Origin of the sequence: Streptomyces sp. AK08-02 (assembly GCF_033795085.1) — a bacterium.
Taxonomy (GTDB): Bacteria; Actinomycetota; Actinomycetes; order Streptomycetales; family Streptomycetaceae; genus Streptomyces; species Streptomyces echiniscabiei.
The window spans coordinates 307980-333695 of the sequence record NZ_JARAZV010000014.1; the positions used below are offsets into that span (position 1 = coordinate 307980).

At 67.9% G+C, this 25716-nt stretch carries 20 protein-coding genes and 3 pseudogenes; 7 read left to right on the plus strand and 16 right to left on the minus strand.

Going from position 1 to position 25716, the window contains the following annotated elements:
* Window positions 1-13 precede the first annotated feature (13 nt).
* Window positions 14-1348 carry an enolase C-terminal domain-like protein gene (locus PV734_RS29310; RefSeq protein ID WP_319097841.1) on the plus strand — a complete coding sequence of 445 codons (1335 nt, stop codon included), beginning with the start codon at window positions 14-16 and terminating at the stop codon, window positions 1346-1348.
* Between the two features lie 106 nt (window positions 1349-1454).
* On the opposite strand, the gene PV734_RS29315 is transcribed toward PV734_RS29310, so the two are convergent.
* The 6 genes from PV734_RS29315 to PV734_RS29340 all read right to left on the minus strand — a co-directional run bounded on the left by PV734_RS29315 (window position 1455) and on the right by PV734_RS29340 (window position 5095).
* Window positions 1455-1835 (minus strand): nuclear transport factor 2 family protein, encoded by a 381-nt coding sequence (locus PV734_RS29315; RefSeq protein ID WP_319292683.1) that lies wholly within the window; start codon window positions 1833-1835, stop codon window positions 1455-1457.
* Between the two features lie 35 nt (window positions 1836-1870).
* Window positions 1871-2287 carry a nuclear transport factor 2 family protein gene (locus tag PV734_RS29320; RefSeq protein ID WP_319097839.1) on the minus strand — a complete coding sequence of 139 codons (417 nt, stop codon included), beginning with the start codon at window positions 2285-2287 and terminating at the stop codon, window positions 1871-1873.
* Window positions 2288-2289: 2 nt separating this feature from the next.
* On the minus strand, window positions 2290-3096 hold the full coding sequence (locus PV734_RS29325; protein WP_319292685.1) for an MBL fold metallo-hydrolase: 807 nt from the start codon (window positions 3094-3096) through the stop codon (window positions 2290-2292).
* 96 nt (window positions 3097-3192) lie between these two features.
* The gene (locus tag PV734_RS29330; RefSeq protein ID WP_319292687.1) at window positions 3193-3801 is read right to left on the minus strand and encodes a DsbA family protein; all 609 of its coding nucleotides are present in this window, start codon (window positions 3799-3801) and stop codon (window positions 3193-3195) included.
* A gap of 385 nt (window positions 3802-4186) precedes the next feature.
* On the minus strand, window positions 4187-4924 hold the full coding sequence (locus tag PV734_RS29335; RefSeq protein WP_319097836.1) for a hypothetical protein: 738 nt from the start codon (window positions 4922-4924) through the stop codon (window positions 4187-4189).
* Window positions 4925-4966: 42 nt separating this feature from the next.
* Window positions 4967-5095: a hypothetical protein gene (locus PV734_RS29340; protein WP_319097834.1), complete on the minus strand. Its 129-nt coding sequence runs from the start codon at window positions 5093-5095 to the stop codon at window positions 4967-4969.
* A 607-nt stretch (window positions 5096-5702) separates the two neighbouring features.
* On the opposite strand from PV734_RS29340, the gene PV734_RS29345 reads away from it, so the two are divergent.
* Entirely contained in the window at window positions 5703-6167 is a 465-nt protein-coding gene (locus PV734_RS29345) for a hypothetical protein (protein ID WP_319097790.1), read from the plus strand.
* A gap of 1336 nt (window positions 6168-7503) precedes the next feature.
* Here the strand turns inward: PV734_RS29345 and PV734_RS29350 are convergent.
* On the minus strand, window positions 7504-8334 hold the full coding sequence (locus PV734_RS29350; protein WP_319095246.1) for a glycoside hydrolase domain-containing protein: 831 nt from the start codon (window positions 8332-8334) through the stop codon (window positions 7504-7506).
* Between the two features lie 480 nt (window positions 8335-8814).
* Here PV734_RS29350 and PV734_RS29355 point away from each other — a divergent pair.
* The 3 genes and pseudogenes from PV734_RS29355 to PV734_RS29365 all read left to right on the plus strand — a co-directional run.
* Window positions 8815-9312: pseudogene (locus tag PV734_RS29355) on the plus strand (FAD-dependent oxidoreductase); the annotation flags it as partial.
* A pseudogene (locus tag PV734_RS29360) lies at window positions 9312-9653 on the plus strand (SLC13 family permease); the annotation flags it as partial. The pseudogenes PV734_RS29355 and PV734_RS29360, both read left to right, overlap by 1 nt.
* 62 nt (window positions 9654-9715) lie before the next feature.
* Window positions 9716-9997, plus strand: coding sequence for a hypothetical protein (locus PV734_RS29365; protein ID WP_319095247.1), 282 nt, complete (start codon window positions 9716-9718; stop codon window positions 9995-9997).
* Window positions 9998-10296: 299 nt separating this feature from the next.
* Here PV734_RS29365 and PV734_RS29370 read toward each other — a convergent pair whose 3' ends face one another.
* The 6 genes and pseudogenes from PV734_RS29370 to PV734_RS29395 all read right to left on the minus strand — a co-directional run bounded on the left by PV734_RS29370 (window position 10297) and on the right by PV734_RS29395 (window position 21124).
* On the minus strand, window positions 10297-11358 hold the full coding sequence (locus tag PV734_RS29370) for a PucR family transcriptional regulator (protein ID WP_319095248.1): 1062 nt from the start codon (window positions 11356-11358) through the stop codon (window positions 10297-10299).
* Between the two features lie 287 nt (window positions 11359-11645).
* On the minus strand, window positions 11646-12032 hold the full coding sequence (locus PV734_RS29375; RefSeq protein ID WP_319095249.1) for a hypothetical protein: 387 nt from the start codon (window positions 12030-12032) through the stop codon (window positions 11646-11648).
* Window positions 12032-13663, minus strand: coding sequence for a hypothetical protein (locus PV734_RS29380; RefSeq protein ID WP_319095250.1), 1632 nt, complete (start codon window positions 13661-13663; stop codon window positions 12032-12034). The genes PV734_RS29375 and PV734_RS29380 overlap by 1 nt, the downstream gene beginning before the upstream one ends.
* Before the next feature lie 234 nt (window positions 13664-13897).
* A pseudogene (locus tag PV734_RS29385) lies at window positions 13898-14134 on the minus strand (potassium transporter TrkA); the annotation flags it as partial.
* Between the two features lie 412 nt (window positions 14135-14546).
* Window positions 14547-14726 carry a hypothetical protein gene (locus PV734_RS29390; protein ID WP_107447401.1) on the minus strand — a complete coding sequence of 60 codons (180 nt, stop codon included), beginning with the start codon at window positions 14724-14726 and terminating at the stop codon, window positions 14547-14549.
* A gap of 158 nt (window positions 14727-14884) precedes the next feature.
* Entirely contained in the window at window positions 14885-21124 is a 6240-nt protein-coding gene (locus tag PV734_RS29395) for a DNRLRE domain-containing protein (RefSeq protein ID WP_319095251.1), read from the minus strand.
* Between the two features lie 359 nt (window positions 21125-21483).
* Here PV734_RS29395 and PV734_RS29400 point away from each other — a divergent pair, with 359 nt between their 5' ends.
* Both PV734_RS29400 and PV734_RS29405 read left to right on the plus strand, forming a co-directional pair.
* Window positions 21484-21678, plus strand: a complete 195-nt coding sequence (locus PV734_RS29400; RefSeq protein WP_319095252.1) for a hypothetical protein — start codon at window positions 21484-21486, stop codon at window positions 21676-21678.
* 56 nt (window positions 21679-21734) lie between these two features.
* Window positions 21735-22088 (plus strand): hypothetical protein, encoded by a 354-nt coding sequence (locus PV734_RS29405; RefSeq protein ID WP_319095253.1) that lies wholly within the window; start codon window positions 21735-21737, stop codon window positions 22086-22088.
* A gap of 301 nt (window positions 22089-22389) precedes the next feature.
* Here PV734_RS29405 and PV734_RS29410 read toward each other — a convergent pair whose 3' ends face one another.
* The 3 genes from PV734_RS29410 to PV734_RS29420 all read right to left on the minus strand — a co-directional run bounded on the left by PV734_RS29410 (window position 22390) and on the right by PV734_RS29420 (window position 25455).
* On the minus strand, window positions 22390-23823 hold the full coding sequence (locus PV734_RS29410; protein WP_319095254.1) for a flotillin family protein: 1434 nt from the start codon (window positions 23821-23823) through the stop codon (window positions 22390-22392).
* A 116-nt stretch (window positions 23824-23939) separates the two neighbouring features.
* Window positions 23940-24455 carry a hypothetical protein gene (locus PV734_RS29415; RefSeq protein WP_319095255.1) on the minus strand — a complete coding sequence of 172 codons (516 nt, stop codon included), beginning with the start codon at window positions 24453-24455 and terminating at the stop codon, window positions 23940-23942.
* A gap of 469 nt (window positions 24456-24924) precedes the next feature.
* Complete coding sequence (locus tag PV734_RS29420; RefSeq protein WP_319095256.1) at window positions 24925-25455, minus strand: TerD family protein; 531 nt, start codon at window positions 25453-25455, stop codon at window positions 24925-24927.
* Between the last annotated feature and the right edge of the window lie 261 nt (window positions 25456-25716).

Below are 25716 nucleotides of genomic sequence, written 5' to 3' on the forward strand. Positions count from 1 at the left end.
GACCCTGATGACCATGAGTACGAGTCAGCCGACCGTCACCGCCCTCGCCGTCTATCCGGTCGCCGGCCGGGACAGCATGGAGCTGAACCTCTCCGGCGCGCACGGCCCCTACTTCACCCGCAACATCGTGATCCTCACCGACTCCGAGGGCCGTACGGGGCTCGGCGAGGTGCCGGGCGGCGAGAAGATCACGCGGACGCTGCGCGACGCGGAGTCCCTGGTGGTCGGCGCCAAGGTGGGTGACTACCAGCGCGTCCTGCGGGAGATCGGCGCCCGTTTCGCCGACCGCGACTCGGGCGGACGCGGCGCCCAGACCTTCGACCTGCGCACCACCGTGCACGCGGTGACGGCGGTCGAGTCGGCCCTCCTGGACCTGCTCGGCCAGCACTTGGACGTACCGGTCGCGGCCCTGCTCGGTGACGGCCAACAGCGCGATTCCGTACGGGTGTTGGGCTACCTCTTCTACGTCGGCGACCCGGACCGCACCGACCTGGACTACGTCCGTGAGCGGGATTCGGAGGTGGACTGGTACCGCGTCCGGCACGAGGAGGCCCTGACCCCGGAGGCGATCGTCCGCCAGGCCGAGGCCACCCACGCCCGCTACGGCTTCCGCGACTTCAAGCTCAAGGGCGGGGTCCTGGCAGGCGCGGAGGAGGTCAAGGCCGTACGGGCGCTGAAGGACCGTTTCCCCGAGGCTCGGGTCACCCTCGACCCGAACGGCGCGTGGTCACTGGCCGAGGCGATCGAGCTGTGCCGCCCCCTGACCGACACGCTCGCCTACGCGGAGGATCCCTGCGGCGCGGAGGGCGGTTACTCGGGGCGCGAGATCCTGGCCGAGTTCCGCCGGGCGACGGGTCTGCCCACGGCGACCAACATGATCGCCACGGACTGGCGGCAGCTGACCCACGCCCTGGCCCTCCAGTCGGTGTCCATCCCCCTCGCCGACCCCCACTTCTGGACCATGCGCGGCTCGGTACGCGTGGCCCAGCTGTGCAACGCGATGGGCCTGACCTGGGGATGTCACTCCAACAACCACTTCGACATCTCCCTGGCCATGGTCACGCACTGCGGGGCGGCGGCCCCGGGCGAGTACAACGCCCTCGACACCCACTGGATCTGGCAGGAGGGCCTGGAACGCCTCACGGTCGCGCCGCCCCGGATCGTCGACGGTGAGATCGCGGTGCCGGACGCGCCGGGACTCGGCGTCCAGGTGGACATGGAGCGGGTGCTCGCGGCTCACGAGCTGTACCAGGAGCGGGCGTTGGGGGCGCGGGACGACGCGATCGGGATGCGGTACCTGGTTCCGGGGTGGGAGTTCGACGGCAAGCGGCCCTGCCTGGTGCGGTAGGGGGCCGCTCGGCACCGACGGGCGGGAAATGGCGACGAGACGGGGGCGTCGCCCTTCACCCTGCCCTCTCCCCCTCCCCTTCGGGGCGATCTTCGCGCCGACGAACTCAGAACATGGTGTTGTCGTTGGCGCTCTTCTCGGGCACTTCCTGGATCACGTCCCAGTGCTCGACGATCTTTCCGTCGGCCAGGCGCCAGAAGTCCGCGACGGCCGTTCCCCGGTCGCCGGGCTTGAGGTGCAGGTTGCTGTGGGTGACCACCAGGTCCCCTTCGGCGACGACCCTCTTGATGTCCAGGCGCAGGTCGGGGAACTGTCCGCGCAGCCAGTGGACGTAGCCGACGAAGGCTTCCGGACTGTCCTGCGCCTCCGGGTTGTGCTGGGTGTAGGTCTCGCCGAGGTGCGCGGCGGCGGCCTCCGCCGGCTGGTAGTCGTTGAACGCCTGCTCGTAGAACGCCACGACGAGCGCCTTGTTGTCGGCAGCGGACACGGTCCTCTCCTGTCTTCGAGTACCGGGTGGTACCTCTAAACGGTCATGGCGTCGCGGACAAGGGCGGTGTCGACGAACTGTTCGAAGCGCACGATGAGTCCACCGCGTACGACGAAGTGGTGGGCCACACGTACGTCGATCGACTTGCCGGTCGCCTTGTTGGCGGCGGTGTAGCGGGCCAGGACGACGACGTTCTCACCGTCGACGACGTAGGTGTCGTCGTGGGCGGCCCAGCCGTCCCAGTCCTTGCCGAGCTTCTCCATGACGTTGGCGGTGACGCCGTCGGGCGTGCGGTAGGTGCCGGCGAGGGGGAAGCCGGCCATCTCCGTCCACTCCACGTCGGGGGCGAGAGTGGCGCGCAGGGCCTCCAGGTCACCGGCGGCGGAGGCCAGGTACTGGCGGCGTACGACGTCGGCCGGGGCGGTGGAGGCCGCGAACTCGGGGACGGTCATGGTCAGCCCCACTTCATTTCGCCCTTGGCGACCTTCGCGCCGATCTGGGCGGCGATCAGCATGCCGTTGTCCGGGTAGCGGGCCACGAGTGCCTCGGTGAGCGCGGCGCCGTCGGCGGCCTTGCCGAGCTCCTCCTCGAAGGCCAGGAGGTACTCGCGGGTGGCGGAGATGGCGGTCACGTCGGCCGCGGTGTCGGGCAGGCGGTGCCCGGGGACGACCAACTCCGGGGCCAGTGCGGCCATTTCGTCGAGGAGGTCGATCCAGGCGGCACGGGACTCGGGGGTGGCGGTGTCGGCGACCCAGACGTGCTCCTGCTGGAAGAGCAGGACGCCGCCGAGGAGGGCGCGGGACTCGGCCTGCCACAGGTAGTGGCGGTCGGGCAGCGTGGCCGAGCCGCCCTTCAGCTCGAAGAGGTGGCCCTCCAGGGTGAGGTCGCCGGTGAGCGGGGTGAGGTCGACCAGGCGGGTGGGGAGGTTCGGGCCGAGGGCGGCCCACGCCTTGAGCTTGCCCTCGTAGGAGTGCTGGATGTGCTCGATGACGATCGGGGTGGCGACGAACGTCGCGTCGGGGAAGGCGTCGGCGATCACCTCGGCGCCGAAGTAGAAGTCGGGGTCCGCGTGGCTGACGAAGACGGTGGTCAGGGTCTTGCCGGAGTCGAGGATCTCGGCGGCGAGGCGGTGGCCGTCGGCGCGGGTGAAAGCGGCGTCGACCAGCAGGGCCTCGTTCTCACCGGTGACGAGGGTGGCTGTCTTGTTCTTGCTGCCGGCCGGGAAATCCAGGTCCAGGACCTTGAAGGACAGGGCGCTCATTCGGGGGCTCCTTCACGCAGGGGGGTGGGGCGGGAAAGGTTCAGCGGTTCAGTTCTTCAGCGGTTCAGCGGTTCAGCGGTTCAGCGGTTCAGCGGTTCAGCGGGATGCCAGTCGCCGATCGACCTCGTCGGCGGTGGCGTGGCCGTGGGCCAGCGGGGTGACACGGTGGCCGTCGACGGCCAGCAGAGTGGGAAAGCCGGTGACTCCGAGCTCGGCCGAGCGACGGAAGTCGTCCGCTGCCGCATCCGGTGCTTCGGCCCCCGCGAAGGCGGCGACCACCGCGTCGGCGTCCAGCCCGGCCTCCTCCGCGACCTTCCGGTAGGTGGCGGTCTCGGACAGGCTCAGTCCGTCCACGTAGAAGGCGTGCTGGAGGGCGATGGCCAGTTCTGCCGCACGGCCGGGTGCCACCTGGCGCAGCGCGGCGACACCGCGGGCGGCGACCTCGGAGTCCATCACGAACGAGCCGTCGGCGATCAACCGCTCGTAGGCCTCGCCGAACTCGGCGCCGGTCAGCTCGGCGATCTTGGCGTTCGCGCCCTGGACATAGCCGAACTCGCGGATCGGCACCCGGCGCGAACCGGTGAACAGGCCGCCGGAGACGACCTCGACAGGCAGTTCGGGGTGTCGGGAGGCGACCTCGCTGAGCGTTCCGGAGAACCCGTGCGACCAGCCGCAGTAGGCGTCGAAGACGTAGACGAGCTTCATCGAAGACCTCGGCAGGGATACGCGCCCACCGATTGCGGGCGATTCACCTGACAGAACAGTAACTGACTCATCAGATATTTCAAGGTTCGTGTGAGGTGGGGCACACAGGAGGGACTGGCAACGTCATTACACCAACACTGTCGCCACTTCGCAGGTCAGGGCGGACAGGCGGCAGATCCTGGGCCGCGTCGTCCAACCGCCCTCGCCCCCTGCCTCTCGCGGTGCCCCGCCGGTGACAGGGTGTCGGCCGTCAGCGCCCAGGCACCCGTGACCGTGAGGGCCGTCGGTACGGCTGGGACCTCGGTGAGACACGAGGCCGTCACGTCGAGGTACTGGTCGACCTCATGGTGGCGGTCGGCACCCTTGTCCCGGAAGACGACGGCTACTACCAGTGGGTCAGGTCGAAAACCGCCGAGCAGTACGGGTCCACAGCGTCCGACGGGTTGTACCGCAACTGGTCTCCGGCAATGAGCGAAGGCAGGGCAGCGGCCAGGCCCGTGATCCCCACAGCCACGGCTCCTTCTTCGTCGCGAAGTGACACGTCGAGGCCGACCACGCCGGACAGCCCCTCGCCGGTCACGTAGAGACGCGCGCTGTGCTGGTCGAGAAGGAAGAAGCCGAGCAGACACAGCTTCCCGGCGGGTTCGCATCCTCCGGACGAGGTGATTCCTGCGGCTGCCGCGTGGAGAGCGTCCGTGAGATCGAACTCCGGACCGTCCTCCAGAATCCGCCCCACCTCATCCGCGGCCACGACGGGGATGCCGTGCCCGTCAACGTCGTGACCCGCCGCCTTCCATTTGCCGTCGTACGACTGCCGCACGGACTGCCGCAGAGCAGCAGCCAGTGCGGAGACGGGGATGTTGTCCCCGTGACGGTCCACCAGCTGCAGGTCGAAGGCCACCGAGGACCCGACATCATGACCGTCCCATACGGCCACTCTCCCCACGCCTCGTCCGTCCAGAACGGGAAGGACACCCCGGACGACAGGGCCGCCACCCAGGGGCGCCGCCGTGAACCGGAGCATGCCCCGGACGAGAGCGGCTTGCAGCCGGGCCGGCCCTTCGTTCTCCCACCGCTGCATCGGCCCGGACTCCTGACTGCCGCCGGCGAGTGGAGACGTCATGCCTCGTTCACCGCATCGCGGCACTTGTTGCGAGCAACCCGCTCACAGTACGCAGATCGTTCCGATCTTGTGGCTGTGGTCGGCGAGCTCGTAGTCACCGTCCACGGTCTTGCAGCTGTACTGGGCGACCACCTTGATCCGGGCGAGGGTCGCGCCGAGACGGTTGGTCAACAGGTCAGGAGCATCTGCCTACGTGCCTGGCCCCATCAGGCCGGATCCTCGCAACCCTCGCTCGCCCACATCCGCTACCCTGTTCCTTGGCCAGTGACTGGTACGCCATGTTGTCTGCTCGATCAGCAACGCAGGGGATGTGGCACCACCACTGACCAGTGGCTTTGCGCCCTTGCCGAGGATCTGCATCCTGGACTTTTCGACAAGGTTTTCCACAAGCCCCGCCTTCGTGGGGCTTGTAGAAAACTCCGTCGCCGCAGGTCAGCGGGTGGCCAGGAAATGGCTCCGGAACGCAGACCCGTCGATTCGGAAACGCTCAGCCGATCGCTGCAGGTCAGGGCATGTTCTCGGATCAGGCCGATGGCTGGTGCATCGTCAGCGATACGACGGGGACAGTTGGAGGCATCGCCTCCTCCTGAAGCGCGGCTCCGCCTTTCCGACACCGCAGCTGCTCTCCCGAGCCGACAGATGTGATGCATCGCTTTGGGCGGTGCTCCGCGCGCCTCTCGCAGTCACCTCACTTCAGCGAATCGTCTGATTGTTGTCGGCTTCATTCACTTGCGACTCAGCGAAGGCACGAGCCTCTGTTCTGACGGACACTCAGCGCATGAGCAGCATTATTCGAAGGAAAGCGTCGTCTACCTTGTTGGCCGTGATCGACCGCCAGGAACGCGTGCTGCTGAGCCGAATTCACGGTGAATCTTCTTGGCGGCCGGTCAAGGCAAGGGTGATCCGTGTCCGGCCGTCAAGGTTCTCTGTCATTCACGTTCTGGACCCGCTCTTCTCTCATTGGTTCATTGCCGCTACTCCGGTAGTCGGCAGGTTCGATCCGTTGTCGGAACGAGGTGGCCTGGCTGGCTTGACCCATATATTCGTTGTCCGTCAGGACAGGATGAGACGGATCAGCCTTCGCGCTTGCGCTCATCCCTTTCTGGATGCTGACTACGTCTGGCATCCGCTGTCCGATGCAGAGGACGACAAATTGGATGTTCATCCACGTGAGCTCGGACCATTTCTACGTGGATACCTGGAGGGTTGGATCCCCGATGGTTTCATCACCCTCGTCGAGTGACGACGCATTGCACAGATCGGTACCGGAAATTCGAAGGTAAAACACCACTGCCCTTCTTGATGCCTGGCCTTCCCACACCAAGGAGCGTGCCCCCATGCCAAGTGCTCAGCACCGACGCCGATCTCCAACTCGTGGTCCCTTGGGATTGGAGATTCGGACACTTCTGGCGGCTGCGGGACTACCCGAAGCGGACAACGACGACCGCTACCGCGCACACGGTGTCGTAGTGACCGACTCCGGTGAATCGGTTGGCGTGGAGTGGTTCACCTCTCGCAGTCTGCGGCGCGCCGCCGCCGACGAGCAACTACGAGGCTGGCCCATGGCCACCGCGGACCGCACACACGAGGCCGCTCGACGTCACTTGCACGCCGCCTTGTTCGGCATCCTGTCGGAAGTGGGTTACCTGGTCGAGGCTGATCCAACTGGTGCTCCGGGTGCCCTGACCGTTCGAGCCGGTCGGATTTCCACACCCACGACGTTGGTTGCGGACATCAGGCGGATCCTCGCAGACCTCCATGACGCTGAGGAAAGACCGGATGGACCCGACCTGTCGTGACGGCGACAAGGTGACCCTGGCCCTCACCTCACCGAACGGAACCGCTGCCCGCGTCGGTGTCCCCCGCCGACGTCAGCGCGAGCCCGGTCTGGGTCGAGATCGACTTCGGGGGCGGAACGGGTCCGGCGGTTCTTCGTGGTCGTGGTGGTGGGGCGCCGGGATTGACCGGGCACCTCCTGGGCCGGGTCAGGGCCATCTTCGCGAACGCGGCAAATACCGGTGGCAGGGCCTGGCCGCTGCCCTGCCCTCGCTCATCGCCGGCGACCAACTGCGGTGCAACCCTTCGGACGCCGTAGACCCGTACTGCTCGGAAGTATTCGACCTGACCCACTGGTAACGCTCGGGCACGTCGTGCCCGGGCTCACAGGCAGGACAGTGCGGGCTTGAGCGAGTTACCAAAGATCAAGTACGGCGAGGCGTCCTCGGACCGGATGGACCGGACCCGGTGGGGCGTCGTAGGGGTGTGAGGCTTGCCATGGGATCGTCGCTCGGTTCTACGACGGCTGTCGTCGGCTCGATGGAGGCGATGGACACCGTCACCGCGGCAATCCGCCGGGCGCATCGGCCGGGCAGCACGCCCGCCACCGGTCGGTGTGGCGCACTCGGACGCCGGTTCTCGGCTCCCACGTGCGTGGCACAGTGCCCGGCCGTGCACACTGCTCCGTACGTGTTGGCAGGCAGGCGAGCCTTATACGGTCCCACCGCCGAACCGCGCGGGCCCTTGAGCGTCCCCGCCACCGAGTCGGTGGCGGGGACGCTCAAGGCCACGTAGAAGTGTCCTTATCCGACGATGGCGACAGGGGCGTCCCAGGCGTTGCGGTCGACGGTGATGGTGTAACCGCCGCGTGTTTCCTTGCTGTTGACCATGTACTGGTGGCCGCGGCTGTGGTTGGTGAACAGCTTGGGGTCCCAGGGCCAGTCCGTCGTGGTGGTGCTCTTGTTGTCCCACAGCGCGTACCAGAGGTTGCCCGGCAGGTCCGTCTTGTTGGTGGCGGTGGCGATCGCCTTGGCACTGGAGCTGCTGAAGCCGTACAAGCCCGCGCGGTACGTCTTGGCGCGCAGCGTCTTGGTAAAAGAGCGCACGTACGTCAGCACGGCGTCGTTGCACGCCTTGTTGGTGATGTCGTAGGGCTCCATGTCCAGGTAGATGGCGCTGCCGGCCTTCATCCCAAGCGCGGTGGCCTTGGCAACTGCGTCGTTGGCGTTGCTCATGCCGAGGGTGGCCGCCGTGGAGGCGGTGAACTTCTCCGGGTTGGAGCCGGTCTGGCAGGGCGGCTGGGCGCCGACGTAGATCGGGATGAGCTTCCAGCCGAGGGAGTTGACCGACTTCGCCCAGGACGCGGTGAGGTTGGGCTGGGCACAGCCGCGGTTCTTCCCTCCGATGTAGACAGCGGCGCCGCCGTAGAAGCCGTTGGTCTTCCACGCCTTCATTGCCGCGAGGGAAGGCGCTGTGCAGGCGTCGAAGGCACGGCCCGTCAACGTCTTCTGGGCGGGCCAGGCGGTGGCTGCCATCGAGGTCTGCGCCGCGATTCCGGCGCCGGCGACGACAACGACACCAGCCGTTACCCATGCGATGTAGCGGCCTCTCTTAGACAGCCGGTGACTGGACATTCCCCACCCCATCCTGATCGCGGCCCATGGCCGCAGCTGGTATGCCCACAGGGGCCGGCGCATGCAACACGCACACCGTGAGGTGCGGTCGCAGCGCTCAGAGCCGCCTGCAGCAGCGCCTATGGCTCCAGTGTTCGAAGCGCTCCACACCCTATCCAAGCTCTGCACGTGGGTGGGTGGAGGGTGTCTGACCGGTCAGGACTCGACCACTGGCTGGGCGGCCGGGGCACCGAGGTTGCGGAGATACGGCCGTCCTGGACGCCTAAGGGGCCACAGGGTCGAGACTCGCTGAACGGCCGGTACCGCATCACTGTTCCGCTGCAACGTGTGGCTGATGCCGCCTCCTGTTTCCGGGCGGCTCCGGCATGCCTGCGGAGAGCCACCCCCACCGGTCCGGTGACCCACCTCACACCCGGCTCCTGTCAGGAATCGCCGCGCTGTCCCGCTCAAGGGGCACGCGATTCAGACAGGAGGCTCACCATGAAGCACCGCATCCTCGTCCTCGGCTCCGGTTACGCCGGGGCCTTCGCCGCCGGGAACCTGGCCCGCCGTCTCTCACCCGCCGACACCGAGATCACCGTCGTCAACGCCGAGCCGGTCTTCGTCGAGCGGATGCGCATGCTCGCGGCGGGCCGGGAACTCGCGACCCGGCGGCTCGCCGACATGTTCGCGGATACCGGGGCACGGCTGCGCGTAGCGCGCGTCACCGCGGTGGACCCGGAGACCAGGACCGTCGCCGTGACCGGCGAGGACGGTGACGGCGAGCTCGGGTACGACACGCTGCTGTACACACTCGGCAGCCGGGTCGCCGACCACAGTGTCCCCGGTGTGGCCGAGCACGCCTTCGACGTCGCGGGACGGCCGTCGGCGCTGCGGCTGCGCGCACACCTCGACAGGCTGGGCGGAGCTGGCACCGTGCTGGTCGTCGGCGAGGGCCTGACCGGCATCGAGACCGCCACCGAGCTCGCCGAGTCGCGGGCGGCTCCATGACCGTGCTTGGCGCCTCCGCGGTCCTGTCCGGCATCGTCGACAACATCCCCTACGTCGCCACCATGGCCCCCATCACCAGCGACCTCGTCCAGAACATGGGCGGCGCCGGCGACCACGTCATGTGGTGGGCTCTCGCTCTCGGCGCCGACCTGGGAGGCAACGCCACCGCGATCGGCGCCTCCGCGAACGTCGTCGTCCTGGGCATCGCCGAACGCAACCGCCAGCCCATCTCCTTCTGGCAGTTCACCAAGTACGGCCTGATCGTCACCGGCGTGACCGTGGCTATCGCGCTCGGCTACGTGTGGCTGCGCTACTTCGCGCTCGGCTGACGCCGCCCGAAGCAGGCCGGACCCCCCCTGTCCATCCCCCAGGATCGGAAGGAGCAGCAAGAATGGATTCCTCTGTACCGGCCCCAGTGGCCGTCATCGCCATGCTGGTGATCAGAACCGCGCTCGTGGAGATCCGCCGTCCGGGCAGCGCGGGCCGACAGTGGTCCTTCCTGCCCAGGTGGCGGGCAACCACGGCAGGAGTGGCAGCGGCCGTGCTCGTGAGTGCTGTTGGCTGGCAGACCGCAGGTTTTGCCGGTGTGGCGTGGGCCGTGCTCGTCGGATCGCTCGTCGCCTACGTCGTCGATCTGACGTTCCGGGCGGACAGTACCGACCGGAGTCCATGACCCTCGTTGCGGCCGGCCGCCTCCGGCGGGGGCGTGTCAGCCCTTTCTACCCTTCGCGTCCTTCCTGTTCTTCTTCGGCTGGGGGTCAGGTCCGCCTGCCGAGTCTTCGCCGACATGAGCGTTCGTCCTGTCGTTGGGAACGGCGGCTGCCGTCGACTTGGCGGGGCCGTCGGCCGGTGGTCCCCGCCGAGGGCTGAGACCCGGACGGAGCGCGTCGTGCTCGCGGTAAACGGCCGAGCAGCCTTGTCTGTTGGGACGAAGCCCGCACGGAAGAGGTGATCGCAATGGGACGCCGGCCGTCACACCTCGTCGTCGGGCCACCCGAGAAGCCGGGCCCCGATCACCGCGGTCTGCAAGGTGTAGCGGTGGACGGGATCGCCCGGGTCGGCGCCGGTGAGCTTGTGGATGCGCTCCAGCCGGTAGGTGAAGGCCCGCACACTCAGGTTCAGGCGCCTCGCCGCCTCGGCGGCGACGCAGCCGGAGTCGAAGTACGCCGTCAGTGTCTCGACGAGGGGACGGGCGCCGCCACGTGCGCTCAGCAGCGGGCCGAGGGTGTTGCCGACGAGGTCGGCCATGGCCTGCCGGTCGCGGGTCAGGACCGGGTAGACGAGGAGGTCGGCCGCGCGCAGTACCGGCTCATGAATCTGCAACCGGTCTGCCAGGTCGAGGGCGTTGAGGGCCTCTTCGTAGGAGTGGACGACTCCTCGCGCACCCGGGTGCGGGCGTCCGATGGCGACCTGGCTGCCTTCGTTGGCCGCATACGCCTGCTTGGCGAAGAACACCAGCACGTCGTCCTGGTCCCCGGGTGCGATACAGACGAGTCGGCCGTCCTTGGTGGTGAGCAGAATGCGCCGCTCGCCGAACCGGCCGACCACGGCACTCTCCACCTGCCGGGTGGCCGGGTCGGTCTCCTCGACCGGCTTGCCGCCCTGCGCGACGGCGACGGCGTGGGCGCGGGAGAGGAGCAGGCCGAAGCGCTCAGCCCGTTCGGACAAGCGGCCCAGGTCGCTGCGGCCGTAGAGCAGGTCGTCGATGAACTCCCGGCGCACCGCCTCCTCCTGCCGCACGGCGAGCTGCTGCGCCCGTTCGTGTCCTTCGGCGAAGGCGTCGATCGCCTGCTCGACGGCGGCGAGTGCGCGATCATCCGCCGCGGCGGCGAGGACGGGCCAATGCTCACGGGCCACGGCCAGGTGCCGGCGAACGACGGCCCGTATCCCGAAGCCGGCTTCGGCGGCGCGCTCCCCCCGGGCCCGCAGGGACTCCAACTCGTCCCGAGTGAGGCGACGGCCCGTCGCACACACCTCGGCCAGTATCTGGACATACCCCTCCAGATACTCGTCGGGGACCTCCCGCCCTGTCACACGTCCTCCTGTGTTCTTGACGCCTTGCCGACGCATTACTGACGCACGCCAGACAAGAGTGGCAGATCCGGGACGGAGTTCGTGTCGGGAGCGGATGCCGCAGGGGAGGGCGGGACAGTGAGCACGCCGACGCCCATGGCGACGGCGGTCAGAAGGTCTTCCCGGCTCGCTCTTACGGACAGCCGGGGTTACGCCGTGCAGGGTGCAGTTCGATACGCCGACTGCCCGCCTGTCCGGCAACGAGGCCGGGGCATGGGCGGCCCCCGGCCTCTTGTCCCGGGTATGCGTCAGGCGAGTGCCGAGACCGCCGACAGGGTGGACGCGATCAAGGACACCAGGCCGGGGACGCCTCCGCACTTCTCCTTGATCTTCTCCAGGAGCCCCTTGGCCACGGCCCGCCCGTCGGGGCTGTCCAGCGGTTGCTCGGCCACCGTGTCCAGGAAGCCGACGCACAGCTCGTAGTCCCTGACGCGGGCCTGTTCGCCTTCCATGCCCTGCCGGATACGGACCAGCAGTTCGGCGATGCCCTGTAGCTCATCGTGGCCGATGACGGAGTTGTCCTGAGTCTGGCTCGAGCGGTAGGCGCCGGGCTGGTTCTGCACGTTCTGCATGGATCCGCTGTTTTGGATGCCCGAGTTGGTGCCACCGGGCTGCTCTGCCTTGCGACCGAACATCACTTCGCCCCTCCTGCCGACTGCTGGGAGCCCACCGCTCCCGGCTGGTTCTGAACGTTGCTCATCTCGCCGGTGTTGATGACACCGTTGTTGAGGACGACCGTGATCCGCTCCCGGTACACGCCGGTGTCCACGTTGTGCTCGACCAGAAAGCCTTCGACCGCGGCGAGGACCCGGCCCTGCATCATCTCGATGTACCGGCGGGCGTCGTCGTACTGGAGCATGTCGTCCATGTACCGGGTCGAGTAGACCTCCCGCAGACTCACCGGCCCCTTGCCGGGATCCTGCCCGGGACGCTCCTCGCCCTTCTTGGCCCGCTTGAACAGCCGGACCACGAACCAGCCCGTGTCCACAGCGGCGAGGTATGCGGTGTGCCGTCTCCACGCCCAGCCCGCGGCCGCCGCCTTCGTCTCGGCCTCGCGCACAACGGGGTGGACCGGGTTGACCACATGCGGGCGGACAACGACCCGCAGGTAGTGGTTCTCGTAGGCGAAGCCCACGAAGAGCGAGGCCACCAGCTCGCCGTCCCACGACGTCATCCGCGCGCACAGGAAGCGCCGGGCGATCTTCGGCGCGCGCTGCGCGTCCGCCGCCCGCACACCGTCGCGAGCCAGCGTGACCAGCCCCTCCCATCGCTCGGGCGTCAGCGTCTCCCAGCGGTCGGAGGCGATCGCCGCGACGCCGAACACTTCCTGTTCGCTGTCGGGGTGGTAGTCGGGCAGCGGCTTGATGGGACGTTGCAGCTCACGGGCCACATGTGCGTGCAGGTCGTCCGGGGTGAACCGGACCACCCCCTCGCCGGGACGGGAACCGGCCAGCAGTTCTTCCACACTGGGCAAGGACCGCAGAGGGCTGTTTCCGTCTTCGGAACCTTGGCTGTCGTCTCCGTCCTTCGCCTTGGCGGGCGTCACGTCGATACCGATCTGGGTCTCGAACCAGACCTTGCCCGCCCCCACGAAGTGATACTTCGCCCCGGAGGATCGGATCTGGTTCTGATACGGCACCACCTCGCCGTACGCCCCGTCTCGGACCCGCTCGACCGCGCTCCGAAACCGGCGCGGCACCTCGGCACCCCACGTCCCGCTCTCGTCAGCGCCGATCACCGCGCGCAGCCGCCGCTGGGCGAGCAACCGGTCCGTGTAGAAGGCCACCCACAGCCCGATCAAGGCGACCAACGGGGCAAGGTAGGCGAGCGGCGTCAGCACCCACAGCCCACCGGCCAGGCACGCCAGGGCTGTGATGGCGCGACGCAGCCGCAACAGCCGTTCCGCCTGGGCGCATGCGGTCAGTACGGCTTCCAGGTCGTAGCCGTACGACGGCACCGGCCGCCCGCCAGCCGCGATCCGGCGGCGCACCCAGCGCACGTACTCGTGGCCGACGAGCACCCGCGGCTGCTTGGGAGCGGTCGGCTCCTCGTCGTCCAACGACTTCTCCAGCGCGGCCTTCTCACCCGCGATGGCCCGCTTGGCCGCCCGCTCCAGGCGCCGCTCGCGAACCTTCTTCGGGGTGAGCCTGCCGCCGAACTCCTTGGCCTTCTTCCGCCGCCACTTCCGGAGTTTCTCAGCGAACTCCTCGGCTCTGTCCGGCCGCAGATGCGCGGCCGCGCAGAGTAATCGCGTGGGTTCGGTCATCCCGCCCGGACCTTCGCCGACCCAAGCGGTTCCGTTCATCCCGCGCAGCGGCACTGCTGGCACCTTCAGCAGTGACGCGGCGCCGTCCAGCCGCCCGTTCGCGGATCTTGCCGACTCCGTCTCCATGCGCCCCCGTCCATCAGCCCGACGAACGATCGTGCCCCACGCGACCCTGCGCTGCCTACCACGCCTAAGCACCGCAATCAGCCCCAAACAGGCGGCGTGCGGGAGGAGTTAAGGGGAAGACGCGCCCGTGGCGGGTGGGCGGGTCCGCGAGCCGGCACCCAGGAGTTCGGCCAGGCGCTGGCGAGTGGCGTGCCAGCACCACGCGGTCCTGCGGGCGCAGGACGTAGCCGGGGTGCAAGTCCCAGAGGAGGCCGCTGGGGTGCTCGGTGCCGTCGTACGGCGGTGAGGCCGCGAGGTCGGGCAGGCGTTCGTCGGGGCGGCGGAGTCGACAGCCAGGACGCGCCACCACACCACCGCGATGCCGAGTTCGCACAGCCGGGCCAGGACGCGGGTGCCGACCTTTCCGAGGCCGTCGTCTGTCATCTCGGAAGCAGTGGCTCACTACCTGACCGAGCACGGCATCCGCAAGATGCGTATCGATCGGCCCAGCCTGCGGAGGCTTGCTGTCGCGGGAGGCGGCGCCGGTCATCCCCCGGAACAACCGGCGTGCCGGTGACCCCCGCCGCTATGCGGGCAGCCGCAATCCGTAGTCTGCGCGATCTCGCCTGATCCCCTCATCGCCCATGGGGCGATATCTCCACACGAGGGAGACCCTCAACAGGTAGACGGCCCGACAACCGGTACAAGCGGCGGATCCGCGTCACTATGCAGCTGGGCCCCCGCCCCTTCGAAGTGGCGACGGCCCGAACCCGCTCGTCTAGCGAAGGCTGGACGCCTTGCGCTCGAGGAACCACGCTGCAGCGAGACTGCCCGACGCCAGCCAGAAGAGCGGGGCTCCGAATCCGCGCCCGAAGGCCACGGAGAGCGGTATCCCGATGAGGACGTAGACCACGCCCATCACCAAGAAGGCGACCGCGGCACGCTTGTGCTGGTTCATGCAGCTCACATCTCTGTTCGATGGAATGACGGTTGAGTACTGCGGGCGGCGGCCATCCCCGGAGGATCAGTCGCCAGATGTGAACGGGGGCACCGGAGCGTAATGCCTCGGTACCCCCGCCATGGTGATGTGCGGATCCTGCTAACGATCAGCTCTTGTCAGCAGCTGCCGCGCCAAGGGTAGACGTAGCGTCCGAAGATATAGCGCGGGGTCCACCACTTGGTGTAGACGCTGGCGCCGGCGTTGATATGCAAACACCGGCCAGTATTGGCCGCCCAGTTGGCGATGACCTGGATGGTTGCCAGGACGATGGTCAGCAACAACCCTACCGCGATGATGATCGGCGCCGCGGGGATGAAGATCAGCGCGAGGAGACCGGTGACAGCTCCGACGATGGTGTACGTGTACCAGCCGTAGTTGCCGATCCGGTAAGTCCACCGCTTATTGGCGACGACCTTGACCGATACGCCACCGACGCCGGTACCCCAGCCTCCAGGCGCCCAGTACTTGACCGAGAGCCGTCCCCACGAATATGAGCGATTTTTCGTCCGGCTCCAGCGGCCGTCCAGGTCGGTGCAGTTCACCGGATCGCCGGCGCAGTACTCGTACGCGTTGGAGCTACCGCCGTAGACGGGGTCGAGCGACAGGAAGCGTCCCGTGGCAGGGTTGTAAAGCCGGGCACCCATGAGGACGGTGCCGGTCGGAGTCTCACTGGAACGCTGCTTGTCCCCAAGCCAGTTGTAGCGCGTCTGAGCCTGGCCGGCCCGGGCGTTGCCGTACTCGTCGTTGTCGAGTGCGACGGGCGCCTTGGAGGTGTCCAGGGGCAACTGGAGAGCGATGTCTCCATGGATGTTGGACAGTTGCAGGACGGTGTCGCCGGTCTTGCTGGTGATCGCACCGATGGAACCGCCGAGAGATTCGACGATGCGGCTCACGGAGCCCGAACCGTCTTCGGTGATCCAGCGTGGGCTGTCGCCGTCGCTGTCGTAGTGGTTGAGTTTGGCCTGGGTCTGCGTCCACGTCGAGCCACTGCCCGTCTCGACCGTGGAGGAACGGAGCCGGTGGAGGGCGTCGAGCTCCCAGGTCTGGCGAGTGCCGTTCGCAGTCTGCTGACGGACGAGGTCGTTGGCGTAGTAGCCGACGGCCACGCTGCCCGGGAGGGCGGTGGTCCGGCCGAAGGCGTCGTAGACGTAACCCGTGTCGGTCAGCCGGTCGGCGCTGTCGTACGTCTGGGTGGTGGTCGTGCCTCCCGTGGTGGGGCAGTCGAGACCGGGCTGGCCAGTCGTGGTGGTCAGCCCGGTCCGGTTGGCCCGTTTGTCGAAGGTGTAGTTGCGGACGGTGCAGACGGTGTTCGCGGTGTCCACGACCGAGGTGAGTCGGCCCGCCGCGTCGTATTGGTAGCCCTGGTCCGACCAGCCGGAGTGGCGGGCTACCTGGCCGTTCACGGTCTGGGTGACCGTGTCGGATACGAGGGTCACGCCGTCGCTGTCCCGGGTGTACGTGCGGTCGGTCACCGTGCCGCTGGCATCACGGGTCTGCCGCAGGGTGTAGCCACCCGGCAGCTTCTCGGTGTCCAGAGCGCCGTCGACGTCGTACGTGGCGCGGAAGGTGCCGGCGACAGAGTCCGTGATGCTGGTCGCGAAGCCGCGCGGGTCGGCGGTGTGGTCGTATGTGTACGTCACCGAGGACGGCACACTGTCGCTGACCTTGAGCGGCCGGTCGAGCAGGTCGTATTCCGAGGTGGTCTTGCCACCATCGGCGTCCGTGTAGGAGATTTGACGGCCGAGTTTGTCGAACGCCCGGATGATCGTGCCGCCGGTCGGCGACACGCTCTTGACGATCTTGCCGGACTCGGGGTCGTACTCGGTGGTGACCTCGGGAACCGCCTGGCCCAAGCCGCCCGTCGTCTTGACGTTGTCCGGTCGGCCCGCGGCGTCGTACGTCGTGGTGGTCGTGCGGGTCACGCCGCCAGCGGTCTCCGTGGTCTTCGCCACGTTCCCATACCTGTCGTACTCGAACGTGCTGACGGGCAGCTGCGAGGGGTTCGAGCCGCCGCCGGTGATCGCACCGCCGGGACCGGTGGAGCAGAGCAGATCCGCCCATTCAGGGCGCCCCTGGCAGGTTCCGGTGCCGGTGGCCGACCAGTAGGCGGAAACACGGGTGGTGGCCTCAGAGGCGGTGGCTCCGGGCAGGATCTGCTTGCTGACCCGACCCTGGGTGTCGTACTGCGTGGTCGTGGTGAGCGCGAGACCCGAGGGGTCCACGACGGACGTCAGGGGCAGGCCCTTGGTCCAGTCGAGCGTCGTCCTGGTCGAGCGCGTCTCGCCCTGGATGGCCGGGTACTCGCGCACCTGGGCACCCGAGGTGACCGTGGTGACCTGTCCTTCCACCTGGGCGGAGCCGTCGGTCGGGCGGCCCTCGTCGTAGGTGTTGATCACCCACGGACGAGCGGTGACCGAGGTCCCCGCGGCCACCAGCGTGGTGGAACCCGACTTGAGATCCGACGTGAGTTCCACCCGCTGGAGCGGACTGAGCTCCTCCAGCTCCACGGATCCGTCGGCGCTGTACACCGACCGGATGGAGAGCAACTCGGCACGCTCGGCCGTCGACAGGCCGTCGATGCCGAGGTTGGCCAGCATGGCCTTGTCGGAAGCCGAGATACCGAGGGCCACGGCGCGGTTCGCGGCAGAGATCTCCCGCACCGTGTTGCCGAAGCGGTCGTACTCGGTGGTGGTGATGCTGCCGCTGGGCGCGGCCGAGTTTACCGGCTGTCCGGAGACGCCGATGTAGTGGACCGTCGCGCGCTTGTAGGCGTCGGCGGCCAGAGACGCGCCGGAGTTGGAAGCGGGCCGGGAGTCGGCAGGGAAGACCGCGGTCGCGTCACTCGGGAGGTTGGTTTGCCCCCACGCCTTCACATCGCTCGCGCCCATCTTGTATGGAGCGGACGCACCGGTGAGCGGCACATCGTAGACCACCGTGGTGACCGACTCACCCTGCTCCGTGTCGATGGTGCCGGCCGCGAGGCCGGTACGGCGGGCGTTGAGGAGCATGCCGTCACCTGCCCCCGATCCCCCCGCCGTGCCGTAGGCGAGCGACCAGGGCTTCTCGCCCTTGGACTGGTAGGTCACGACGCGGCCGACGCTGTCGTACGTGTATGCGGTCTGGGACTGCTGGGACAGCCGCGGGTCCCACTGCTGGCGCAGCCGGCCTTGGGAGTCGTAACGGTAAGTGGACACAGCGATAGCCGTGGCCGCGGCGGCACCAGGGGCCGTGGACCAGAGTTTGATCTCACGGACCTGTCCCGCGTAGTCGCCGAAGTCGGCGCTCGACGCGGTGCCGGTTGCCGTGGTGGCCGTGGCGTACACGAACTCCAGGACCCGGCAGCCCCGCGTGGCGGAGTCCGCCGCACAGGCCGCGGCCGTTGCGGCCGGGGTCGGCGCGATGATCTTCTTCGGCCGGATGAAACTGCTCTCGCCGACCGTCACCGTCTCGGTCACGGTCGTCGTGGTCGAGTCCCCGAGTCCGTCCAAGTAGGTCGTCGACGCACGCCAATGGCTCGGCGAGGTCGTCTCGACCGGAACGAACGTCGTGACCTTGCCCTCCTTGTCCCTGAGCGTGAAGTTCCCGGTGAAGCTGCCCGTCAGCGTGTAGTCGGAGAGCCACGCCTCGGGGACCCAGCCAGTTTTATCCTTGTCTGCGGTGAAGTGGTACTGCGTGTCGTCCGCGATGGACGTGACGCTGAGCGAGGTTGCGGAGGTCTTGACCAGACCGCCGTACGGGGAACTCACCTGGCTGGAGGCGGCGCCATAGAGCCACTCCTTGCCGAAGATCGCCGACTGGCCGCCCTCAGCTCCCGCCAGCTTCGCTGCGGCCTGCGGGTCCCGCGAGGACGCGGTACGTGCGGCGGCCAGGCCGAAGTAGGAGGCGTCGCTCGCGGAGACGGTGAAATCGCCGGTGAGTAGATTCAGCGAGCCGGGTCCGATGTCGGTGCCGGCCGCGTCATCCCCGTTGCGGTTGACGACGACGGACAGCGCCTCGGTGCTGCCGGCGGCGCTGTTCGGCCCGGTGAAGTCGGCCTTGATCTGGACGCTTCCGTCCGGGTCCACGGTGCTCGTGGCGTTCCAGACCAGGGCGTCGTTCTTTCCGGCGGCCAGGGGCACAGGCCATGCGGTGAGCGCCTGGTCGTCCTTGGTGACATCGGCGACCGGGATCTTCACCCATGTGTCGGCCTCGGAGCGGCGCCAGGAGAACGACACGGAGTTGTATTTGGCGGCGTCGGCCTCAGCGACCAGCGGCAGACGGCGGGCGGTGCGCTCACCCTCGCGGGGCTGGACGAAGCCGCCCGGACCCGCGTGGAACGCGTACTCCGTGACGGCGGACTTGTTGTCAGCCTTGTCCACAGCGCGGACTTGGAGCGTGTGGTTGCCGTCCCGCGGCGGGGCGATGGAGATGCCCTTGTCAGCAGTGGAACCGTTGGTGGTGACATTGGTCCAGGTCAGGCCGTCAAGGGACCACTCGAGTGAGTTGTGATCCGCGGCGGGTGGCGTCACCGTGAAGGTGCCCGCCTGCCCCGCGCCCTTGACCCACTTGTCAACGGGGTAGTCGGTGGAGACGATCTTCACCGGAGCGGCCGGAGCAGTGGTGTCGACCGTGAAGGTCTTCCACGCCGACCAGCCGGTGTTGTAGTGCGTGCCGTCGTACGGGTTCGTCCGGAACTTGTACGTCTTGCCGTTCGTCAGTACGCCTGCGGGCACGGTCACTGATGCGATTTGGCCTGAGGGCACATACGGCGACACGAGGACGTTGCCCACCTGGGTGTCCGTCGCGGAATCGAAGATCTGGAAGGTGCCATTGACCTTGTCGCCGTTGGCGTCGACGAAGGTGTCGCGAAGAATCGGCCTCACCGTGTCGACCGTGTACGCGCCACCGTAGGAGAAGTACGGCGGGCCGGCCTCTTGCTTGGTACCGGTGCGCGGACGGTAGTTGTAAGTGACGACCATCTTCGGCGGGTTCGACGCGGCGTTGGCGGAGTTGACCCGCTTCCACTGCGCGGTCACCGTCTCGCTGGTGGCTCGCAAGCCCATGTGGCCGCGGGTGGCCTTCGCCGAGGCCCACTCCTGGACCAGTGTGGTGACATCGGCATTGACCCAGCCGTCCGGCGCCGAGGTGCACGACGGGTTGCCGTTGGTCTCGGTGGAGGTGGCCTTCTTCGCCGTCCACGCGGGCTGCGCGGTCCAGCGCGACGACGTCGAGGCGGCGCCGGCCGACCAAACCTCCCAGGACTGGGCGGCACACGTGGTGTTGCCGGAGTGGAAGTTCCACAGGCTCAGCTTCGCGCTGGAGACCAGCGCATCGGAGATCGGCGCGGTGTTCCAGCTGACGAAGGAACGGGCAGTCCGCGGAGTGCCGTCAGCGTTGGTCGTACCCGGGTTGCCGAGGTCGAGCTCGACATCGTTGGACCAGTCGACCGTCTCACCCTGCTGGACGTAGGTGTCGAAGACGTTGCTCAGCGAGGACGTCGACGGGTCGACCGTCACGGGGTACTTGGTGGCCGGATCCGCGAGAAACTTCGCGTCCGGCGTGATCACCAGATCGACCGTGTCCTTGTGCTGGACAACCTTCATCCCCGCCTTGACACGGTGGGTGTGCTCGCCCGAAACCGGATCCACGGCAGCGTCCCACATTACCGGGGCGGGCATGACCGCCCGCGACTTGTTCCGCTTGTCGATGAAGAGCAGGCTGCCGTCCTTCTGCTGCTTGACCTTCAAGCCCTTGGCCTTGAGCGGCAGCGTGTAAGCGTAGCCCTCGACGGTCGGGCGCTGCTTGATCTCGACATACTGCTCGAAGCCAGTGCGGGTCGCCTCGACGACGACGTCCCCCTGCGGAACGGCGTTCTCGTACGTGGCACGTGTGCCGTTGAGCTTCGGCTTCGGGAGGCCGCCCTTCCACTGAAGCGTGATCTTCTGATCGCCCTCACCGAGACTGACGAGGTCGCGGGGCGCGGCCTTTTCGTTCTGCGCCACGGCGGTGAGTTTCTGGCCGCCGGGCTTGGCGAGTTCGAGCCCGTGCGGGTGGGCCTTGGGCTCGACGGACCCGTCCGCGTTACTGACCAAAGCAAGGTCGACATCGCGCCAGTCGTCGGTTTCCCCGTCCCGGAAGCGCACAGGCCCAGCGGACAGTTCAGTGGTGAGGCTGCCGTTGGGATTGACCCAGGTCGTCGAGGTATCGGTGCGCTCGGACAACGCCTCTACGCGCTTGCCGTTCAGCCGGGCGGCCACGCGAGCGGAAACAATGTCCGCCGCCGATTCGGGTGCGGCCTTGGCCGGCTTCTGGTCTGCCTTCGGGACTGCCGCCGGTGCGGCGAGCGCGCCCTCGGCGCCCAGGACCGACACCGACATGATGAGAGCGAGACTGGCCGATATTCGGCGCACCCCTCTGCCCCCTCTGGGCCATGTGCGCCTGCTTCTACCCCAAGCAGGCATGGGTCTGCGGGTATTCACGTATTTCCCCCTTACTGCCGCGAGACGGCAGCGTGATCTGTGACGCATTACATGCGCCTCAGGGAACTTATCTTCCCAAGTAAGATCAATAACAGGACCCTGGCGGGCGAATTGGACATCCTGACGCCCTATCAGTTTGTGATAAACGACACGGTTTGCCTAAAGCACCGCAAAGAAATCTTCATGAAACGCTGACGCTCATCGGGGGTGGTTCATCTGCGGGGTGCTGGAGGGTTGGCTGACCTCCCCTCTCCGGCATGGAACGCGAGTACATCTGCGACCGCACCCTCGAAGGCCACGAGTCCGCCCGCAAGCGCGGCAAGACCATCGGCGGCGTGGGCGTCACCGACGACCACATGCTCTCCATGGCCCTCCACCTACGGGAGCAGAAGATGAGCCTGCGTGACATCGCCTCCCGGCTCGTCATCAGATCAGCAGACCCGCCCACCTGATCGACCAAGCCGAGCGAGACAAACTCGCCGCCGAGGTCACCCGCCGCGTTGCCACCATGGCGCCGTTCACCGTCATGATCAGATCCGTACTCAGCTACGCCAGCAGCGCCATCGCAGACACCCACCCCGATCACCGGATCGCGGACCTGCACACTGCGGCCCGGAACGGCACCCGCGCCACGCTCGGCGATGACGCCTGCCAGTACGTCGGGATTCAGCATCTGACCACGGCCTACGCCTATGCCGAGGCGGACTCCGACGCCGCGCAACGCCTCCTCCGACGAGTCCGACCGAGCCATGCCCCGCTGCACATCAACGCGGTGCACCTCGTCGACGTCGCTGCGGACCCGCAGGCCAAGACGATCACCTGGGAAACGGTGACGCGGGTCCCTCTCGGCACAGCTCTCTGACTCGCCAGAGACACACGGAACCTCCGCGCGGTGGGCCGGACAGCGAATCTCGGCTCGCCCCGCCTGTCCACCACGAGCAGGCCCGGCAGGTTGTGCTCGGCCATCAGCCGGGCCGCCTCCATGGCGTCGCTGTCGACGTTCACGGTTTCGTACTCGACCGCCAGGTCACGAGCGCGCATAGCGGCATCCTCATCTGCTGGAAAGGTGGGCCGCTCGCCGGAGTCCCGCACATGCCGGCATCTGTCCTTGGAGCCCGGGCGGTTCACGGCCGCCCGGGCTCACGCCACGGCCTGTGGCGACGTCAGCCGGCGATCTCGATCTTGCCGTTCGCCTCGGCGGACGCCGCCGCTTCGGGCTGCGAACCGCCGGCCCGCTGGGTGAGGTTCTTCAGCAGCTCGGCGAGGTCGACTCCGGTGGTGGAGCTGAGGAGTTCGACGCCCTGGGCGACGTTGTCGGCGACCGTACGGGAGAGCTGCGAGGCGCCGTCGGTGGAGATGACCGTCATCTTGTCGATGGCGCTGAGCGGCTCGGACGCCTTGGCGACGACCTGCGGCAGGACCTCGACGAGCATCTGCAGCACGGCCGCGTCGCCGTACTGGGCGAACGCGTCCGCCTTCTTCCGCATGGCCTCGGCCTCGGCGGCGCCCTTCGCGCCGATCGCGGCGGCCTCGGCCTCCCCCTCGATGCGTACGGCGTCGGCGAGCGCGGCGCGGTGCGCCTTCTCGCCCTCACCGGTCAGGCGGGACCGCTGGGCGTCCGCCTCGGCCTCCTTGACCTGTGCGATACGGCGGGCCTCGGCTTCCTGCTCGGCCTGGTAGCGGGCGGCGTCGGCGGGCTTGCGGACCTTGGTGTCCAGCTCACGGTCGGTCAGCGCGGCCTGCCGCTCGGCGACCTTCTCCTGCTCGGCCAGCACCTCCTGCGACCGGGCCGCCTCAGCCAGCGGGCCCGCAGCCGCGGCGCGTGCGGAGGCCTCGTCGGTCTCGGCCTTGATCTCGGCCTGCTTCAGCGCGAACGTCCGCTGCGCGATCGCGATTTCCTCCTCGGCCTTCAGCCGCGCCTGCTCGGCAGCACGCCGCGCCACGGCCTCGGCGATGTCCGCCTCCTGCTTGGCGCGAGCGGCCTCCGGACGGCCGAGGTCCTCCAGGTAGGAGCCCTCGGTGGTGATGTCCTGGATCTGGAAGGCGTCCAGCACCAGGCCCTGCCCGGACAGGCTGGCCTCCGCCTCCTCGGCGACCTGGCCCGCGAACACGGCACGGTCGCGGATGATGTCCTCCACCGACATCCGGCCGACGATGGCACGCAGCGCGCCGGAGAGCACTTCCTGAGTGAAGCCAACGATGCCGTCCTGCTGCATCAGGAACCGCTGGGCGGCGGCTCGGATGGAGTCCTCACTGCCACCGACCTTGACGATGGCGACGCCTTCGAGGTGCGCCTTGACACCGCGCAGCGTGACGGCACCACGCACCGCGACCGGGATGTGCCGCGAGGACAGGTCGAGGGTGAACTTCTGCTGTACGAACGGCACGACGAACACGCCGCCACCGACCACCACCTTCTGCCCGCTGTTGTCGGTGAAGACACGGCCGGTCTCCGGGTCGGTGGCCGTCTTGCCGCGCCGCCCGGTGACGATGAACGCCTGGCTGGGGCCGGCGACCTTGTAGCGCGTGACGACGACCAGCGCCAGAAGGACGAGGAGTACGAGGACTCCTACGACGGCGACAACGACTGAACTCATGGCGAATTCCCCTCAGCCCTCCCAGGGGACGGCGGATCGATACGGGTACGGGTAAAGGAACAGGTGGAACAGGCACCGGCGGGCGGTGCGACGAGAGCGGCAGCGGTGCGGTTCGGTCAGCGCTCCACGGGGCGTACTGACACCGCTGTGTGAGACAGGGTCCCCTCGACCCAGACCTCGGCCCCCCGGGCCACCGGGGCCGGACTCTTCGCGGCGAGCTTCACGCGCTGCCCGGCCAACTGGACCAGCACCTCGCCGTAGCCGTCGGCCGGAATCGCCGTGACCACGGATCCGGATGCGCCGAGCAGATCGTCGTCGCGCACAGCCGCACCGGACCGGTCTCCCAGCAGCACCCGGCTGAGGCGATACGCGAGCCAGCCTGTGGCCAGCCCGGCCGGCGTGCCGATCGCGGCCGCACCGACCGCGCCCACGCCCACGGTGCCCATGGCGATCGCACCGGAGAAGCCGAGCATGGACACGAATCCGGCGATGACCGGAAGCGACAGCAGCCCGTCGAAGAGACCGTCCAGCACGCCGACGCCGTCGAAGAGCCCTTCGAGTACGCCGTCGAAGACGAGGGACAGGGCGAGGAGCACGATTCCCGCGATGCCGAGACCCAGAAACCAGGCCATCCGCCCCCACCGCCTCTCGTCCGCGTCACCATGCCGCTGGGTGCCATGCTCACATGTTCGAGGTGGCACCGGCATTGCCTGACCCCGGCAATCTTTACGCGTTTTTGATGCCGAACTCTGCACCGCCCGACCCGCTCCCGATCCGGGCGATCAGCCTCAAGCTTGCCGACGGGGTGCCGTGGGAGATTGCCGGAGGACTACGCAACCCGCCACAGCCCCACAGTGTCACGCGGGCCACATCCTTCAAAGCAAGTAAGTTTCACGAGAGCCGCACAAAAATCGGGTTGTGCGCTGCGCTCCGCGTGGCCTCGTCCCCCGTCGACGAGGCCGATCCGGCTTCATTCATGCCCGCGAGTCCCTCGCGGGGCGGAGCCGTCCCCCGCCCCCGCCACCCTTTCACCGGATGGCAGGGCGCAGCATGATCCGACCGGCGCGGCGACCGGCCAAGGCTCTGCGCACGGCTGCCCGGTCAGGCCTGCGGGGCGCCCATCTCCGCACTGAAGGCCACCGGTTCGCTGTCGAACCCCCGAACCATCTCGTGGAAATCCCACGTTCCGGCGGCGTCCCGGATGAACTCCGCGACGGTCCCGGCGGTAGATCCCTCGATCTGCGCGAAGTCGTCCTTCAACAGCTCCGTGTACCCCTCGACGACCAGTACTCCGGCGTTCGAGATGTCGCCGAAGGTCTTGGGGCCGGTGTTCTGTTGGATCGCCACCCCCACGACCACGCGTGCGAAGGAGGGGGCGAGGCGGTCGAGTTCCAGGGTCATCGCTTCGACGTAGCCGAAACCCTGGCCGGTCTGGCTGTGTCGGCTCATGTTGATGGTGCCGTCCGGCGAGCGGCTGTCGAAGTGGACGATATATACCGGCCGCCCGTAGAGGGCGTCGGCCGAATAGGTCGCGGCGATGATGTCGAGATGATGAGGCGGCCGATTCAAGGGACTCGGGTCCCACTTGAGCCGCACCTCGACCTTCCCCAGACCCTTGCTGCCGCTGCTCACAGGATTGCTGCCCCTCCCGCTTTCAAGCCATCACGGGACAATCCCCGCATGTCAAGTATGGCTTGCGGTCACCCCGTTGAAGCCTCGCAGAACTCCGATTCGGTTCTCGACAGGACTTGCCCACATGCTGTGGATGACAAGAGCTGTGTCCACAGTCGGTCACCCCGCGTGGCCCATGGAACTGCCGCTTTCGGAGTTCTACGCCCACGAGAGGCTACGTCAGGTAGGCGATGATGACGCTCTCGCCGGACTGCTGGGTCA

Bases quoted from the DNA above. Each gene is read 5' to 3' on its own strand.
- PV734_RS29310 (WP_319097841.1), top strand. From the start codon at position 14: ATGAGTACGAGTCAGCCGACCGTCACCGCCCTCGCCGTCTATCCGGTC.
- PV734_RS29320 (WP_319097839.1), bottom strand. From the start codon at position 2,287: ATGACCGTCCCCGAGTTCGCGGCCTCCACCGCCCCGGCCGACGTCGTA.
- PV734_RS29325 (WP_319292685.1), bottom strand. From the start codon at position 3,096: ATGAGCGCCCTGTCCTTCAAGGTCCTGGACCTGGATTTCCCGGCCGGC.
- PV734_RS29330 (WP_319292687.1), bottom strand. From the start codon at position 3,801: ATGAAGCTCGTCTACGTCTTCGACGCCTACTGCGGCTGGTCGCACGGG.
- PV734_RS29335 (WP_319097836.1), bottom strand. From the start codon at position 4,924: ATGACGTCTCCACTCGCCGGCGGCAGTCAGGAGTCCGGGCCGATGCAG.
- PV734_RS29345 (WP_319097790.1), top strand. From the start codon at position 5,703: ATGAGCAGCATTATTCGAAGGAAAGCGTCGTCTACCTTGTTGGCCGTG.
- PV734_RS29350 (WP_319095246.1), bottom strand. From the start codon at position 8,334: ATGTCCAGTCACCGGCTGTCTAAGAGAGGCCGCTACATCGCATGGGTA.
- PV734_RS29365 (WP_319095247.1), top strand. From the start codon at position 9,716: ATGGATTCCTCTGTACCGGCCCCAGTGGCCGTCATCGCCATGCTGGTG.
- PV734_RS29375 (WP_319095249.1), bottom strand. From the start codon at position 12,032: ATGTTCGGTCGCAAGGCAGAGCAGCCCGGTGGCACCAACTCGGGCATC.
- PV734_RS29380 (WP_319095250.1), bottom strand. From the start codon at position 13,663: ATGACCGAACCCACGCGATTACTCTGCGCGGCCGCGCATCTGCGGCCG.
- PV734_RS29390 (WP_107447401.1), bottom strand. From the start codon at position 14,726: ATGAACCAGCACAAGCGTGCCGCGGTCGCCTTCTTGGTGATGGGCGTG.
- PV734_RS29395 (WP_319095251.1), bottom strand. From the start codon at position 21,124: ATGTCGGTGTCGGTCCTGGGCGCCGAGGGCGCGCTCGCCGCACCGGCG.
- PV734_RS29400 (WP_319095252.1), top strand. From the start codon at position 21,484: ATGGAACGCGAGTACATCTGCGACCGCACCCTCGAAGGCCACGAGTCC.
- PV734_RS29405 (WP_319095253.1), top strand. From the start codon at position 21,735: ATGGCGCCGTTCACCGTCATGATCAGATCCGTACTCAGCTACGCCAGC.
- PV734_RS29410 (WP_319095254.1), bottom strand. From the start codon at position 23,823: ATGAGTTCAGTCGTTGTCGCCGTCGTAGGAGTCCTCGTACTCCTCGTC.
- PV734_RS29415 (WP_319095255.1), bottom strand. From the start codon at position 24,455: ATGGCCTGGTTTCTGGGTCTCGGCATCGCGGGAATCGTGCTCCTCGCC.